14 protein-coding genes are annotated in these 15,059 nt (G+C 73.9%); 9 read left to right on the forward strand and 5 right to left on the reverse strand.

What is annotated here, in order from left to right; genetic code table 11:
- Positions 1–166: 166 nt before the first annotated feature.
- From BJ982_RS28535 to BJ982_RS28545, 3 genes are all read right to left on the reverse strand, one after another.
- Positions 167–982 (reverse strand): SAM-dependent methyltransferase, encoded by an 816-nt coding sequence (locus BJ982_RS28535; protein WP_239123006.1) that lies wholly within the window; start codon positions 980–982, stop codon positions 167–169.
- A gap of 94 nt (positions 983–1,076) precedes the next feature.
- Positions 1,077–1,886 carry an SAM-dependent methyltransferase gene (locus tag BJ982_RS28540; RefSeq protein ID WP_184885104.1) on the reverse strand — a complete coding sequence of 270 codons (810 nt, stop codon included), beginning with the start codon at positions 1,884–1,886 and terminating at the stop codon, positions 1,077–1,079.
- Positions 1,887–2,068: 182 nt separating this feature from the next.
- On the reverse strand, positions 2,069–2,548 hold the full coding sequence (locus BJ982_RS28545) for a GNAT family N-acetyltransferase (protein WP_184885107.1): 480 nt from the start codon (positions 2,546–2,548) through the stop codon (positions 2,069–2,071).
- 184 nt (positions 2,549–2,732) lie between these two features.
- Between BJ982_RS28545 and BJ982_RS28550 the strand changes: the two genes are divergently transcribed.
- From BJ982_RS28550 to BJ982_RS28560, 3 genes are read left to right on the forward strand one after another with little or no spacing between them, the layout of a single operon-like run.
- Entirely contained in the window at positions 2,733–3,173 is a 441-nt protein-coding gene (locus tag BJ982_RS28550; RefSeq protein ID WP_184885109.1) for a hypothetical protein, read from the forward strand.
- Positions 3,170–4,393: an NRAMP family divalent metal transporter gene (locus BJ982_RS28555; RefSeq protein ID WP_184885111.1), complete on the forward strand. Its 1,224-nt coding sequence runs from the start codon at positions 3,170–3,172 to the stop codon at positions 4,391–4,393. The genes BJ982_RS28550 and BJ982_RS28555 overlap by 4 nt, the downstream gene beginning before the upstream one ends.
- The gene (locus tag BJ982_RS28560; RefSeq protein ID WP_184885114.1) at positions 4,390–5,190 is read left to right on the forward strand and encodes a hypothetical protein; all 801 of its coding nucleotides are present in this window, start codon (positions 4,390–4,392) and stop codon (positions 5,188–5,190) included. Before BJ982_RS28555 ends, BJ982_RS28560 begins: the two co-directional genes overlap by 4 nt.
- 87 nt (positions 5,191–5,277) lie before the next feature.
- On the opposite strand, the gene BJ982_RS28565 is transcribed toward BJ982_RS28560, so the two are convergent.
- Both BJ982_RS28565 and BJ982_RS28570 read right to left on the reverse strand, forming a co-directional pair.
- Positions 5,278–5,712: a YjdF family protein gene (locus tag BJ982_RS28565; RefSeq protein WP_184885116.1), complete on the reverse strand. Its 435-nt coding sequence runs from the start codon at positions 5,710–5,712 to the stop codon at positions 5,278–5,280.
- 214 nt (positions 5,713–5,926) lie between these two features.
- Entirely contained in the window at positions 5,927–6,667 is a 741-nt protein-coding gene (locus BJ982_RS28570) for an aspartate/glutamate racemase family protein (protein WP_184885118.1), read from the reverse strand.
- A gap of 489 nt (positions 6,668–7,156) precedes the next feature.
- Here BJ982_RS28570 and BJ982_RS28575 point away from each other — a divergent pair, with 489 nt between their 5' ends.
- From BJ982_RS28575 to BJ982_RS28600, 6 genes are all read left to right on the forward strand, one after another.
- Complete coding sequence (locus BJ982_RS28575; RefSeq protein WP_184885127.1) at positions 7,157–8,572, forward strand: CBM96 family carbohydrate-binding protein; 1,416 nt, start codon at positions 7,157–7,159, stop codon at positions 8,570–8,572.
- Between the two features lie 126 nt (positions 8,573–8,698).
- Positions 8,699–9,694: a TolB-like translocation protein gene (locus tag BJ982_RS28580; RefSeq protein WP_184885128.1), complete on the forward strand. Its 996-nt coding sequence runs from the start codon at positions 8,699–8,701 to the stop codon at positions 9,692–9,694.
- Between the two features lie 180 nt (positions 9,695–9,874).
- The gene (locus BJ982_RS28585; RefSeq protein WP_184885130.1) at positions 9,875–11,689 is read left to right on the forward strand and encodes an ABC transporter ATP-binding protein; all 1,815 of its coding nucleotides are present in this window, start codon (positions 9,875–9,877) and stop codon (positions 11,687–11,689) included.
- On the forward strand, positions 11,686–13,572 hold the full coding sequence (locus BJ982_RS28590; protein ID WP_184885131.1) for an ABC transporter ATP-binding protein: 1,887 nt from the start codon (positions 11,686–11,688) through the stop codon (positions 13,570–13,572). Before BJ982_RS28585 ends, BJ982_RS28590 begins: the two co-directional genes overlap by 4 nt.
- A gap of 18 nt (positions 13,573–13,590) precedes the next feature.
- Positions 13,591–14,667, forward strand: a complete 1,077-nt coding sequence (locus BJ982_RS28595) for an iron-siderophore ABC transporter substrate-binding protein (RefSeq protein ID WP_184885133.1) — start codon at positions 13,591–13,593, stop codon at positions 14,665–14,667.
- 117 nt (positions 14,668–14,784) lie between these two features.
- Positions 14,785–15,054, forward strand: a complete 270-nt coding sequence (locus BJ982_RS28600) for a metal-sensitive transcriptional regulator (protein ID WP_184885135.1) — start codon at positions 14,785–14,787, stop codon at positions 15,052–15,054.
- Positions 15,055–15,059: the final 5 nt, after the last annotated feature.

Consider the following 15,059-nt stretch of genomic DNA (forward strand, 5'->3'; position numbering starts at 1 on the left):
AGGAAGACTTGTGAACCCAGTCCTCGGGCACGCCGGTGGCCTGACCGAGGAGTGGGCGAGCGCGAGGAACGAGTGCTCGTCCACGACGAGGGAAGGCCGCCGGCTCAAAGGCGCCCGAGCACCGCGCGAACGGAGTTCGCGCCATGGACACGAGGCGGCGCTCCGCTCAGGAGATCGTGCCGACGGCGCCCACGATGCCGATGCCGCCCCGGTGCGGGAGGATCACCGTCTCGGGGTCGGGACGCCACTCCTCCACCGGCACCACGCCGGGCGCGAGCAGTTCGAAGCCCTCGAAGTAGGAGCGGATCCGCGCGTGGGTGCGCGGGATGATCCCGCCGGTGGCGGTCGCGGTGTAGACGTCGCGGCCCCGCCGGATGTCCTCCTCGCTGAGGTCGCCGGGGGTGATGTGCGAGATGGCCACCATGCTCCCCGGGGCCAGGGCGCGGCGCACGGTGCGGACGATCTCGACGGACTCGGCGTCGTCGACGACGAAGTGCAGGATGGCCAGGAGCAGCAGCCCCACCGGCCGGTCGAAGTCCAGGTGGGCCCGCACCTCGGGGTGGTCCACGATGCCCTGCGGGTCGCGCATGTCGGCGGAGACGACGACGGTCCTGGCGTTGTCGGCGAGCAGGGCGCGGGCGTGGGCGAGCACGATCGGGTCGTTGTCGACGTAGGCGGTGCGCGCGTCCGGGTTCACCCGCTGCGCCACCTGGTGGACGTTCTCCTGGGTGGGCAGGCCGGTGCCGATGTCCAGGAACTGGTCGACGCCGGACTCGACCATGACGCGCACGCTCCTGCGCAGGAATGCGCGGTTGGACCGCGCGATCTCCCTGGCGTTCGGCACCAGCTTGATGATCTTCTCGGCGGCTTCGCGGTCGGCGGCGAAATTGTCCTTACCGCCCAGGTAGTAGTCGTACATGCGGGCGACGCTGGGAGTGGTGGGGTCGACGACCCAGGGTTGAGCCCTGTCCCGTTCGGTCACGTCGCCGCCTCCCCCACGCCGTACGATCTTCCGTCCTGACCAATCTATCGATCATGTGGGCACGATTTCCGGATTCTTCATGGCGCGTCGCGGATCATGGCTTTATGCCGACACCTCCCCATGCGTCCACATCGACGATGGTGGAGGGGTCCGTCTCAGGACGCCACCGGGCGATCGGCACCACGCCCGGCTCGACCGGTTCCAGCCCGTCGAAGAAGCCGGCGAGCTCGGCGGGGCCGCGCAGGTGGTACGGCGCCGCGCCGGACTCGTTGTAGCGCCGGGTGGCCTCCAGGTTGGCCGCGTTGGTGTCGGCGCTGTCGTTGAACGCCAGGTAGCTGCCGGACGGGAGCCCGGCCATCAGGCGGCGTACGAGAGCGTGCGCCTCCCCGGTGTCGTGGACGTGCCCGGTGATCTGCATGAGCACCAGCGCGACCGGTCGCGTCAGGTCCAGGGTGCGGCCGGCGGCGGCGAGGATCGCCTCGGGGTCGCGCAGGTCCGCGTCGATGAAGCTGGTCGCGCCCTGCGGGGTGCTCGTGAGCAGGGCGTGGGCGTGCACGAGCACCAGCGGATCGTTGTCGACGTACACCACGCGCGACTCCGGGGCCACCCGCTGGGCCACCTCGTGGGTGTTGTCCACGGTGGGCAGGCCGGTGCCGACGTCCAGGAACTGCCGGATTCCGGCCTCGCCCGCGAGGTGGCGCACCGCGCGGCTCAGGAAGTGCCGGGACGCCCTGGCGAGCTGCTCGATCCCCGGGAAGACCCGCGCGAAGCGGTCCCCGGCCTCCCGGTCGACGGGGTAGTTGTCCCGGCCGCCGAGCCAGTGGTTCCAGATGCGGGCCGAATGCGGCACCGAGGTGTCGATCTTCACCGACTCCGGGACGGGAAAGGCCGCGTCGTCCGGCACTGGACACCAACTCCCGAGGAGAACGTAATCCGATTTTCACCGAATAACGTAGATCCTGATTCGGTCGCGTGCCAGAGCGCGCCGACGTGACGGTTTCCTTTACCGCCGGGGCGAGCGGGCCGAAAATCCGGACGCCGATGCCCTGCCGCCGCGCGCCGATGAGACGGGATCACCGGGGCCTTTCACAGATCGCGCCCGAAACCGAGCAGCCGGAGGTTCGGCACGGGAGCCCAGTCGAGCTCGGGCCTGCGCGTGAACCCTTCGGCGAGATAGATGCGCTGGGCGCCGGCCATCGCGGGCTGGCTGGACAGCAGCAGCGCCCGGACCCCTCTCAGCGCGGCGCGCTCGACGACCGCCCGCACCAGCGCGGTGCCGACGCCGCGCCCGCGCGCCTCCGGGGCGACGGCCAGCCCTCGGATCTCGGCCTCGTCCGGCCTTTTGGCCACCTCGCTCCCGGCGTGCCAGGTCTCCAGCATGACGGTCCCGAGCAGCCGGTCGCCGTCCACCGCGACCAGGACCTCGCCGGCGCCGTCCGTCCCGAGGGCGCGCAGCGCGCCGGCGTAGGAGGGGTTGGCGTCCAGCAGCCGGTCGGCCTGGTAGGCCGCCACGCGCAGCGCGCCGGCGGCGTCCATCTCGTCGGGAAGAGCGTCACGCACCACCATGGCGGCATTCAACCAGCATCCCCGCGCGGAACCCGCGCCGGGTTCCCGCCCGGCCCCGGCATGAGGCCACGGCGGGCGGGCAGTGGGGCCGGGTGGTGGACGAAGGGCTGGTGCTCCTGCTGGCGTGGGGCCAGATGCTGGTCCTGCTCGGCTTACTGGGATATTTCCTGCTGAGAGGCCGGTCATGAGACGCGCGGCCGCCGTCCCGCCCGTCCTGCTCGCGGCGCTCCTCCTGTCCGGGTGCGTCAGCCCGGCCTGGGACGACCACGACTACGGGCTCAAGGCCGCCGCGACCGCCGAGGCCGCCGCCTCCGGGGTGGAGCTGGCGCGGCAGGCCGTGCGCGGGGCCGGCCGGCTGACCACGCCGTACCTGAAGACGCTGCTCACCCAGGCGGCCGACGACGTGGGCGGCGTCGGCGACCAGTTCGGCCGCGTCCAGCCGCCCTCCGACGACTCCGACCGGCTGCGCGCCGAGGTCACCGGCCTGACCTCCGCGGCCGAGGACGAACTGCGCGGCCTCCTCATCGAGGTCAGGCGGGACGGGCTGCACGACCCGGCGAAGGCGGACCGGGAACTCGGCGACCTGGCGCGGCGGCTGCGCGCCATTGAGGAGACGTACGGGTGAAGCGGCTGTTCGCGGTGACGCTCGGCATCCTCACCGCCTTCGGCGGGTTCGTCGACATCGGCGACCTGGTGGCCAACGCGCTGGTCGGGGCCAGGTTCGGCATGTCGCTCGCCTGGGTCGTCGTGGTCGGGGTGGTCGGCATCTGCCTGTTCGCCGAGATGTCCGGCCGCATCGCCGTGGCCTCGCGGCGGCCGGTGTTCGACCTGGTGCGCGAGCGGCTCGGCCCCCGCGCGGGCCTGGCGAACCTCGGGGCGTCCTTCTTCATCAACGTGCTCACGCTGGCCGCCGAGATCGGCGGCGCCTCCCTGGCGCTGGAGCTGGTCACCGGCGTGAACTACCTGCTGTGGGTGCCCGCTGTGGCGCTGGTGGCCTGGCTGGTGATGTGGCGGGTCAAGTTCGAGACCATGGAGAAGGTCTTCGGGCTGGCCGGGCTGGCGCTGGTGGTGTTCGCCGTCGCGGCGTGGCGGCTCGGCCCCGACTGGGGCGAGCTGGCCCGCCAGGTGACCCATCCCCCGCCCGACGAGGGCGCGCCGACGTACTGGTACTACGCGGTCGCGCTGCTCGGCGGCGCGATGACGCCGTACGAGGTGTTCTTCTTCTCCTCCGGCGGCGTCGAGGAGCGCTGGACGGCCAAGGACCTGCTGACCTCGCGGGCCAACGTGTTCGTCGGCTTCCCCCTCGGCGGCTTCCTGTCGCTGGCCATCGCCGCGTGCGCGGCCACCGTCTTCCTGCCCCTCCACATCCAGGTCGGCACGCTGGACCAGATGCTGCTGCCCGTCGGGCTCGCCCTCGGGAAGGCCGGGCTGGTGGTGGTGATCTTCGGCGTGTTCGCGGCGACGTTCGGCGCGACGCTGGAGACCGCGCTGTCGTCGGGGTACACGCTCAGCCAGTACTTCGGCTGGCAGTGGGGCAAGTACGTGCGGCCCAAGGACGCGGCGCGCTTCCACGCCGTCGTCCTGGTCGCCACGATCGTGGCCGCCGCGCTGGTGCTCACCACGGTCGACCCGATCAAGGTGACCGAGTACTCCCTGGTCTTCTCCGCCGCCGCGCTGCCGCTGACCTACCTGCCGGTGCTGATGATCGCCAACGACCCCGACTACATGGGCGAACGCGTGAACGGGAAGTTCTCCAACGCGCTCGGGACCGCGTACATGGTGCTGCTGCTGGTGGTCGCCGTGGCGGCGATCCCGCTGATGCTCGCGACGAAGGCGGGGCAATGACCGGAGCGCGGATCCTGCACGCCCAGCTCCACCTGCTGGACCGCCAGGTGGTGCGCGCCCGCGACGGCCGGCAGGTCTGCAAGGCCGACGACCTGGAGCTGAAGCACGACGCCGAGGGCCGCCCGTACGTGTCGGCGATCCTCGCCGGGCCGCTCGCGCTCGGGCCGAGGATCGGCGGCGTGCCCGGCAGGCTGATCGTCGCCGTCACCGAGCTGTTCCGGCCCGAGGAGGACCCTGCGCCGCGGCGCGTCGACATGGCGCAGGTCTCCGGCATCGACGCCGCCCTGTCGGTGGACGGCGACCCGGAGGAGCCGGCCCTCGAACGCTGGACGCGGCGCAACCTCATCGCCCCCATCCCCGGCAGCGGCGCCGGGGAGGACACCGCCGCGCCGCCGGGACCGGCCGGAGTGCGGGCGGAGGAGGGCGCGACGCGGATCAGCGAGATCATCGGCCGTCCCGTGAGCGACGCGACCGGCACGCCGATGGGCCAGGTGGCCGACGTCCAGCTCACCCAGGACGGCCCGCTGCTGCGCGGCGTCCAGCACGCCTTCCGCGTGTCCGGCCTCATCGTGGCGCCCCGGCACACCGGCCAGCTCTTCGGCTACGAACGCGGCCCCGGCGGGCAGGCCCCCCTGCTCGTGCGGATGATCGTCCGGCGCCTGCACCGGGGCAGCAGGTACGTCACCTGGGACCAGGTGGCCTCTCTCGGCACCCCGCCCGCCCCGATCCGCCTGTCCGTCCCCGCCGCGGAGACCGCCCCGTTGACGGAGCTCTACGAACGCGACCCGGCCACGTAGGGGCCGCCCCTGCCGGGCCACCTGGACCGGCGAGGTCTCGCGAACGCTCTCCCATCGGCACGGACGGCGCCGGTCCGGGCGGCGGGATCAGTGGCCGCGCTTGCGTTCGCGGCGCTTGGCGCGGGCGGCCTCGTAGCGGCGCTCGGCGTCGGCCGCCTTCCTGGCCCGCAGCCCGGCGGACGCCTCGGCCTTGCGTTCCTCGTACTCCAGGCGGACGGCCTCCTGCGACGCCGTGCTCCGCCGGCCCCGCGCCACGCGGGCGGCCTCCCGGGCGGCCAGCTTCGCGGCCCGCTTGGGGTTGGGCCGCCGCAGGGGCCGCGCGTCGCTCGGGACGGGCGGGTTCGCGGCGGCCCTGGCGAGCAGGGCGGAGCCGTCGCGCAGCAGGAAGTCGTGCAGCTCGGCGTCCGTCGGCTCACCGCCGAACACCACCCGGGTGGCGCGCACGGCACCGCCCTCGTCGATCTCCAGGTAACCGACCCAGAACGGGTCGGCGAAGCACACGGTCAGCGTCACGGCGCTCATGTCCCCTCCAGCGGGCATACCGATCACCGGCCTGACGAGGCCGGATTCCGGCATGCCGGACATCCCTGGAGAGGGCGGATACAAACCGTCGGACGACGGCGCCTGGGCTACCGACCAGGCCGCGTTTTCGCATGCGCCGACGAGTATATCGGCCCTGGTCCGCCCGGCCCTGGTCCACTCGACCCCGGGCCACTCGACCCCGGGCCGCCCGGCCTCAGCTCGGCGACGGGCCGGGGCCGCCGCGCCAGGCCGGCACGGGGCGCAGGCCGGTGGCCACCTCGAAGGCGGCGCGGGCGAGCAGGCGGGTCGAGTCGAGCGTCGGAAGCGGGGACACCTCGGGCGTCACCAGAAGCGGGATCTCGGTGCAGACCAGCGCCACCGCGTCGCAGCCCCGCGCGGCGAGCCGCCCGATCACCTCGGCGTACCTGCGGCGCGACTCTTCGCTGAAGACGCCTTCCAGCAGCTCGGTGAAGATGATCTCGTCCACGGCCGCGCGGTCGGCGGCCGCGGGCACCTCGGCGGCGATCCCCCGGGCGGCGAGCGCGCGCGGGTAGAGCGGGCCGTCCATGGTGTACCGGGTGCCGAGCACGCCGACGCGGGTGCGGCCGTCCCGGGCGGCACGGTCGGCGACGACCTCGGCGATGTGCAACCCCGGGAGGGCGAGGTCCTCGCCCGGCAGGTCCAGGGCCATGTGCGCGGTGTTGTCGGGGCAGGCGAAGAAGTCGGCGCCCGCGCCGGCGAGCCGCCGCACGCTTTCGGCGAGCGTGTCCCGGATGGGCGCGTGGTCGCCCGCGTCCCAGTACGGCATGCTGCGCGCCAGCGGAATCAGGTCCAGGGTCACGTCGGGATGCCGGTGCGGCCCGAGCGCGCGGAACCCCTCCCCGCAGAAGGCCCGGAAGCACAACGCGGCCCCCTCGGCGCTGTGCCCCAGGATCCCGAAGTGCAACGTCTCCACCCCATCACCCCACTGAACGCCGAACCGGACATCCCACCTTCACCCTACTGATGGCGTCCACGGTGCCGCGGGCCCGCCGCGACGGCGGGCGCGACGGGGGCTCAGGACCGACCGGCACACGCGGGACGGGCCGCTCGGCACGGTCGCGCGACGGAACCCGCCCGATCCGGGGACCGGCACGACGCTGTCCGAACGGTCGTACGGCAGGACTCGCCGGAATCCGGGGGGCACGACGCCGGTCGGCACGACGACCTCACCTTCCGTTAACGCGTCCGTGGTCGTGTACCGCCATCGCGGCGGCGTGACGGCGCCGGATGCGCCGCCCGCGGGGCTGCGCGATATGTCGGCTTCGTACCTCACGCCGCGCGACCGGGCACTCCCGGCATTAACCCTCTGGACTCCCTTCGCTCTCTCGCCGCTCATCGGGCCGAGCGGAAGCCGATCTAGCGTCCGTGTAGCCCCCCCGACCCCCGCACGAGGAGCAAGCACATGTTCCGACGCAAGACCCTGACGGCGGTGTTCGTGGCCGCCGTCTCGGGCGCGGTCGCGATCGCGGCCGTGACGCTGCCGGGAGGCGTGGCCAACGCGGCCACGTCGACCTTCGCCCCGGTCGCGGACACCTACGTGGACAACGGCGCGACCGGCACGAACTACGGCACCTCCGGGCAGCTCGGCATCGACAACTCGCCGGTCAAGCGGTTGTTCCTGCGGTTCACGGTGTCCGGCGTCTCCGGCACGGTCACCAGCGCCAAGCTCCGCCTGCACACCGACGACGTCAGCGGCGCGGAGAGCCCGAACGGCGGCACGTTCCGCGCGGTGAGCAGCACGACGTGGTCGGAGACCGCCACCACCTGGAACGACCAGCCGGCCATCGACGGCGCGACGCTCGGCACGATCGGCTCGGTGGCCAGGAACGCCTGGTACGAGGTCGACGTGACCTCGTACGTGACCGGCGACGGCTCCTACAGCATCGGCGTGACCTCGCCGAGCTCCGACGGCGCCGACTACGACGCGCGCGAGAGCGGCGCGGCGACGGCGCCCCAGCTCGTGGTGACCACCGGCACGACCTCCAGCCCGACGCCCACGGTGACCACGTCGTCGGCCGCGGACCCGGTGCTGGTCGGCGCGGGCGACATCTCCAACTCCGGCTCGGGCGACACCGCGACAGCGGCGCTGCTCGACGGCATCGCGGGCACGGTGTTCACCCTCGGCGACAACGTGTACGACAACGGGACCGCCTCCGAGTTCAACACCTACTACAACCCGACCTGGGGCCGGCACAAGGCGCGCACCCGGCCGGTGCCGGGCAACCACGACTACAACACCTCGGGCGCGTCGGGGTACTACGGCTACTTCGGCGCGAGCGCCGGCGACCCGAGCAAGGGGTACTACTCCTACAACATCGGCTCGAACTGGCATGTCGTCGTGCTGAACTCCAACTGCTCGGCCATCGGCGGCTGCGGCGCTACGTCCGCGCAGGTGCAGTGGCTCCGCTCGGACCTGCAGGCCAACCCCAGGCCGTGCACGGTCGCGATGTGGCACCACCCGCGCTTCACCTCCGGAGCCAACCACTCGCCCGACACCTCGGTCGCGCCGCTCGTGCAGGCGCTGTACGACAACAACGCCGACCTGATCCTGACCGGCCACAACCACCAGTACGAGCGGTTCGCGCCGATCAACCCTTCCAACCAGCTCGACAACGCGCGCGGCATCCGTCACTTCGTCGTCGGGTCCGGCGGCGCCGGCCACTACGGGTTCGGCACGATCCTGGCGAACAGCCAGGTGCGCAACAGCGACACCTACGGCGTGCTGAAGCTGACCCTCCACGCCAACAGCTACGACTGGCAGTTCGTCCCGCAGTCGGGCAAGACGTTCACCGACAGCGGCACCACCGCCTGCCACTGAACGTGCGCCTGAGCGGCCTCGACGGAAGCGGCGCCGCCGGTGGGCCCATCGGGTCCCGCGGCGGCGCCGTGCCCGCCCGGGGCGCCGGCCTCCGCCGTCCCGTCCTCCTCCCACCGCGAGGTCCCGATGACCCTCAGCACGCGCACCCGCGTCCTCGTCACCGTCCTGGCGGCCCTGCTGCTCGCCGGGGCCGCCGTCGCCTACGCGGCCTCCGCCCGGTCGGCGCGGTCGGCCGCCGAGGACAGGCGGGCCGCCGCCGTCCCGTCCGGTCCCGTGGGCGGCGGGCCGCGCCTGCAGGTGCTGACCAACGGCCTGCTGTCGACCGTCTCCCGCGCCGACCCCGGCGGACCGCGCGAGGTGTCCCGCCGGACGTGCGACCGCGCCTACGCCGCCGCCGGGACGGTCGCCTGTCTCACGCCGGTGGACCCGCTCGGCGCGACCTCGCTGCTGGTGCTGGACGCGTCCCTGCGGGAGCGGAGGTCCGTGCCGCTCCGCGGCTTCCCGAACCGGCTGCGCGTGTCGGCGTCGGGGCGCATGGTGGCCTGGACGCTGTTCATCGACGGCCACTCCTACGCCACGACCGGCTTCTCCACCCAGGCCGGCGTCCTGGACACCCGTACGGGACGGCTGGTGAAGTCCCTGGAGGGCTTCACGATCACCCTGGACGGGCGGCCGTACCGGAACCCGGACGTCAACTTCTGGGGCGTCACCTTCACGCGCGACGACAACCGGTTCTACGCGACCCTGTCCACGGGCGGGCGCCGCTACCTGGTGGAGGGCGACTTCGCCGCGGGGACGGTGCGGACGCTGCGCGACAACGTGGAGTGCCCGTCGCTGTCCCCCGACGGCGCGCGGATCGCCTACAAGTCGGCGGTGGGCGGCGACCCGAAGAAGGGCTGGCGTCTGTCGGTGCTGGACCTGGCCTCGGGACGGATCACGCCGCTGGCCGAGACACGCAGCGTGGACGACCAGGCGGTGTGGCTGGACGAGCGGACGGTCGCCTACGCCCTGCAGACGAGCGACGGCACCAACAACACCTGGGCGACCCCCGCCGACGGCACCGGCACGCCCCGCCTCCTCGTCCCCGGCGCCAACTCCCTCTCACCCACCGACGGATCCTGATCCGCGGACTTCCCCATGCCCGCCGGCGGATCCTGATGCCGCCGGTCTTCCGGCCTCCGGCTGCCCCGGAGGCCGTTTCCTTCCCGTCCTGTCCCGACGGGACCAGGGGTCTCCTGCTGCCAGATGTACTTAGTGTAGCCTTACCTAAGTTCTGTGGCGGGCGGTTCCGGAGGGAGACGTGTGGGCACGTCAGGGCGGCAGGTACTGGCCCGTTCGATCAAGGGGCAATGGCGCGGCGTGGCCACCGGCTCGGCGCTCGGCTGCGCCCACCAGGCCGGCGAGGCGCTGGTCCCCGTTCTGATCGGCGTCGTGGTCGACCAGGCCGTGGCCAAGGGCGACGCCGGGGCGCTGCTGTGGTGGCTGGCCGTCCTCGCCGTCGTCTACGTCGCCCTGTCGTTCGGCTTCCGCTTCGGCGCCCGCGCCGGGGAACGCGCCGCCGAGCAGGCCGCCCACCTGCTGCGGGTCGCGCTCGTCCAGCGCGTGCTGCACCCGGGCGGCGGCGCGGAGACCGGCAGGCCGCCCGGCGCCCTCACCTCGATCGCCACCGAGGACGCCCGGCGCGTCGGCGCGGTCAACATGGCGGTGATACTCGGCGTGGCGGCGCTGGCCGGCGTGCTCGTCGGCGCGGTGGCGCTGCTGCGCACCTCGGTGCCGCTCGGCCTGACCGTGCTGGCCGGCACGCCGGTGCTCCTCTGGCTCGGCCACCTGCTGAGCAAGCCGCTCGAACGCCGCAGCGAGGCCGAGCAGGAACGCGCCGCGCACGCCTCCGGCGTCGCCGCCGACCTGGTCGCCGGGCTGCGCGTGCTCAAGGGGCTCGGCGCGGAGGCCGCCGCGGTCGCCCGCTACCGGCGCACCAGCCGCGCCTCGCTCGCCGCCACGCTGCGCGCGACGCGCGCCGAGGCCGTCCAGAACGGCGTCGTCGTCGCCCTGACCGGGGTCTTCATCGCCGTCGTCGCCCTCGTCGGCGGTCGGCTCGCCGCGCAGGGGGACATCAGCCTCGGGCAGCTCGTGTCGGCGGTCGGGCTCGCGCTGTTCCTGATCGGCCCGCTGGAGACGTTCTCCTGGGTCAACGCCGAGCTGGCCCAGGGCCGCGCCTCGGCCGCCCGCGTCGCCGCGGTCCTGTCCGCGCCCCCCGCGGTGTCCGGCGGCGCCTGGCCGCCGGCCTCCGGCCCCGTACGCGGGACGGTGCGCATGCGGGGGGTCGTGTACGGCGGGCTGCGGGGGTTGGACCTGGACGTGGCGGCCGGAGAAATCCTCGGCGTGGCCGCGACCGGCCCGTCGGACGCCACGGCGCTCCTGCGCCTGCTCGACCGCAGGGCGGATCCCGACGAAGGCGTCGTCGAACTGGACGGCGTCCCGCTGTGCGACCTCGACCCGGCCGGCCTGCGCACGGCGCTCCTGGTCGCCGAACACGACGCCGAACTGTTCGCGGGCACCCTGCACGAGAACGTGACCGCCCCCGGCGCCTCCGAGGCCCGGCAGACCATGCGCGCCGCAGAGGCCGACGTGGCACGGGTGATGCGCCCCGTCGCGGCCGAAGCCGAGGTTTTGCAGGAAGGACACACCGTCGAGGCGGAGGTCCCGCAGGGGATGCGCGCCCCCGAGGTCGAGTGGGCGATGCGGGCCGCCGCGGCCGACGAGGTGGCTCAGGCCTTGCCGGACGGCGCGGCGTCGATGATCGGTGAGCGCGGGCGCTCCCTGTCGGGGGGGCAGCGGCAGCGGGTCGCGCTGGCGCGGGCGCTGGCGGCCCGCCGTCCCGTGCTCGTCCTGCACGACCCGACGACCGCGGTCGACGCCGTCACCGAGGCCCGCGTCGCGGCCGGGATCCGCGAGACGCGCGCGGGCCGCACGACGATCCTCGTCACGACCAGCCCCGCGCTGCTCGCCGCCGCCGACCGCGTCGTGCTTGTCCACGAGGGCCGCGTCACCGCCTCGGCCCCGCACGCCGAGCTTCTCCGTCACCACGCCCCCTACCGGACGGCGGTCCTGGCATGAGCGATCTCCGCGCAGAACCCTCGCCCCGGGCCCCGCTGCGGCTGCCCGTGGCCACCCCCGCGCGGACGCGGGCCGCGGTGCGGGAGCTGGTGCGCCCGCACCGGCGGCTGGCCACGGCCGGGTTCGCGGCGCTGGTGGCGGCCACCGCCATCGGCCTGCTCGTCCAGCCGCTGCTCGGCCGGGTCGTGGACCTGGTCGCCGGGCGGCATCCGGCCGCCGCGCTCACCCTGCCCGTGGTACTGCTGGCCGCCGTCGCGGTCGCGCAGGGCCTCGCGACCATGCTCGGGCTGTCGCTGGTGTCCCGCCTCGGCGAGACCGTGCTGGCCCGGCTGCGGGAGCGGTTCGTCGACCGGACGCTGCGGCTGCCGCTGGAGCGCCTGGAGCGCGCGGGCTCGGGTGACCTGACGGCCCGCGTCACCTCCGACGTCTCGCGGGTGGCCGAGGCCGTGCGCACGGCGCTGCCCGAGCTGGCCCGCTCGCTTCTGGCCATCGTCCTCACCCTCGCCGCGATGGCCGTGCTGGACTGGCGGTTCCTGCTCGCGGCGCTGGTGGCGGTGCCCGTCCAGGCGCACACCGCCCGCTGGTACGTGCGCCGCGCCGTCCCGCTGTACGCCGAGCAGCGCGTCGCCGCCGGGGACATGCAGCAGCAGCTCCTGGACACGATCGGCGGCGCCGCCACCGTGCGGGCGTTCCGGCTGGAGGAGGAGCACGCCGAGAAGGCGGCCGAGCGGTCGCGGTGGGCGCTGCTGCTGACGATGCGCGGGGTCCGGCTGGTGCTGCGCTTCTACAGCCGCCTGCACGTCGCCGAGTACGCGGGGCTGGCCGCGGTGCTGGTGACGGGGTTCCTGCTGGTGCGCGGCGGTTCGGCCTCCATCGGCACGGCGACGGCCGCCGCCCTGTACTTCCACAGCCTGTTCGGCCCGGTCAACTCCGCCCTGGTGCTGATGGACGACGCGCAGGTGGCCGTCGCGGGCCTGGCCCGCCTGGTCGGCGTCACCGACCTCGCGGATCCCTCGAAGCTCACAGAAGCCTCTGATGGCACCGCCCCCTCCGGACCGGAGGACCGCCCGGCGCCCACGGCGAACGCGGCGCCCCGTCCAGAGGTGGCCCCGGCCACCGCGGCGGACGGCGGCGCGGCGGTGGCGGTGGCCGGGCTTGAGCACTCCTACGAGCCCGGCAGGCCCGTGCTGCGCGGGGTGGACCTCGCCCTGGCGCCCGGCGAGCGGGTGGCGCTGATCGGGGCGAGCGGGGCGGGCAAGACCACGCTGGCCAAGCTCGTCGCCGGCGTACACTCCCCCACCGCGGGCACCGTGCGGGTGGCCGTCCCTGGAACCGAGGACCCGGCGAAGGTGGTGCTGGTCACCCAGGAGACGCACGTCTTCTCCGGGCCGCTGGCCGAGGACCTGCGCCTGGCCGGGCCGGACGCCGGCGACGACGAGCTGCGCGCGGCGCTGGCCCGCGTCGGCGCGCTCGGCTGGGCCGAGGCGCTGCCCGAGGGCCTGGCCACCGAGGTCGGCGAGGGCGGGCACCGCCTCACCGCCACGCAGGTGCAGCAGCTCGCCCTCGCCCGCCTGGTGCTGGCCGCCCCGCCGGTGGCCGTCCTGGACGAGGCGACGGCCGAGGCGGGCAGCGCCGGCGCCCGCGTGCTGGAGGAGTCCGCCGAGCGGGCGGTCGAGGGCCGTACCGCCCTGGTGGTCGCCCACCGGCTCACCCAGGCCGCCTCCGCGGACCGCGTCGTCGTCATGGACGGCGGCCAGGTCGTGGAGAGCGGCGGCCACGACGACCTTCGCGCCGCGGGCGGCCCGTACGCCGCGCTGTGGGAGGCGTGGTCGGACGCGAGGTCCGGCCTCCCCTCCGCCCACGACCCTTCCACCCATGTCTGAAACACAAAGGATCCACTGATGTTCCGCATTCTGAGAGGGGCCAGGACCGCCGCGGCCCTCGCGTCCGTCCTGTTCCTCGGCACCGTCGCCGCCTGCGGCTCCGGCTCCGGCGACGGCTCCGCCGAGCCCTCCGGCTCCGCGGCCCCGGCCACGTCCGGCCAGGCGGGCGCGGCCTACCCGGTGACCATCGAGCACAAGTACGGCAGCACGACCATTCCCGCGCAGCCGAAGCGCGTCGTCACGGTGGGGCTGACCGACCAGGACGCCGCGCTGGCGGTCGGCACGGTCCCGGTCGGCACCACCGAGTGGCTCGGCGGCTACCCGGGCGCGGTCGGCCCGTGGGCCAAGGACAAGCTGGGCACGGCCACCGCCCCGACCGTCCTCAAGGACACCGGGACCGGCCCGCAGGTGGAGAAGATCGCGGCGCTGGCCCCGGACCTGATCCTCGCCCTCTACTCGGGGGTGACCAAGGAGCAGTACGAGACGCTGTCGAAGATCGCTCCGGTGGTGGCCCAGCCCAAGGACTTCCCTGACTACGGGGTCCCCTGGGAGCGGCAGACGGAGATCATCGGGAAGGCGCTGGGCAAGGAGGCGGAGGCCAAGGCGCTGGTGCGGGACGTCGAGGGCCGTTTCGCCCAGGCGCAGTCGCAGCACCCGGACTTCGCGGGCGCGACCGGCGTCGTCGCCACGCCGTACGAGGGGATCTTCGTGTACGGCCCGCAGGACAACCGCGCGCGCATCCTGTCCTCGCTGGGCTTCACGTCACCCGAGGGCCTGGACAAGGCCGTCGGGGCGGAGTTCGGCGCCAACATCAGCAAGGAGCGCACCGACCTGCTGGACGCCAAGGCCGTCGTGTGGATCGTCGCCGACCCGGCCGCCGACGCCGCCAAGCTGCACCAGGACAAGCTGTACGCCGACCTGGACGTGGTCGCGCAGGGCCGCGAGGTGTTCGTCAAGGAGACCGGCGACTACGGCAACGCCTTCTCGTTCGTGTCAGTGCTGAGCCTGCCGTACACCCTGGACCGGCTGGTGCCGCAGCTCGCCGCCGCCGTCGACGGCGACCCCGCCACCGAGGTCGCGCAGCCGCAGTCGTAACCCCCTGCCCTGACCGCACGCCGCCGCCCGGCCCCCGGGCGGCGGCGTCGTGCGTACGAGGCCGGTGAGCTGGGTGGATTTGCGATCTCGGATACGCCCGGGGGTATAGTGGCAGGCATGGAGCTGAACGAGGGCATGATCGGTGACGCGCTGACCCGGTTGAAGCGGGCGCAGGGCCAGCTCGCCGGCGTGATCGCGATGATCGAGGCAGGCGAGGACTGCACGAAGGTCCTCACCCAGCTCGCCGCCGTCTCCAAGGCGCTCGACCGCGCCGGTTTCAAGATCGTGGCTACGGGGCTGCGGCACTGCCAGGACGCGCAGAACCGCGGCGACCAGCCGCCCATGAGCGTGGCCGAGCTGGAACGGCTCTTCCTCGCGCTCGCCTAGACACG

It is taken from the genome of Sphaerisporangium siamense (assembly GCF_014205275.1).
In the GTDB taxonomy this organism is placed as follows: domain Bacteria; phylum Actinomycetota; class Actinomycetes; order Streptosporangiales; family Streptosporangiaceae; genus Sphaerisporangium; species Sphaerisporangium siamense.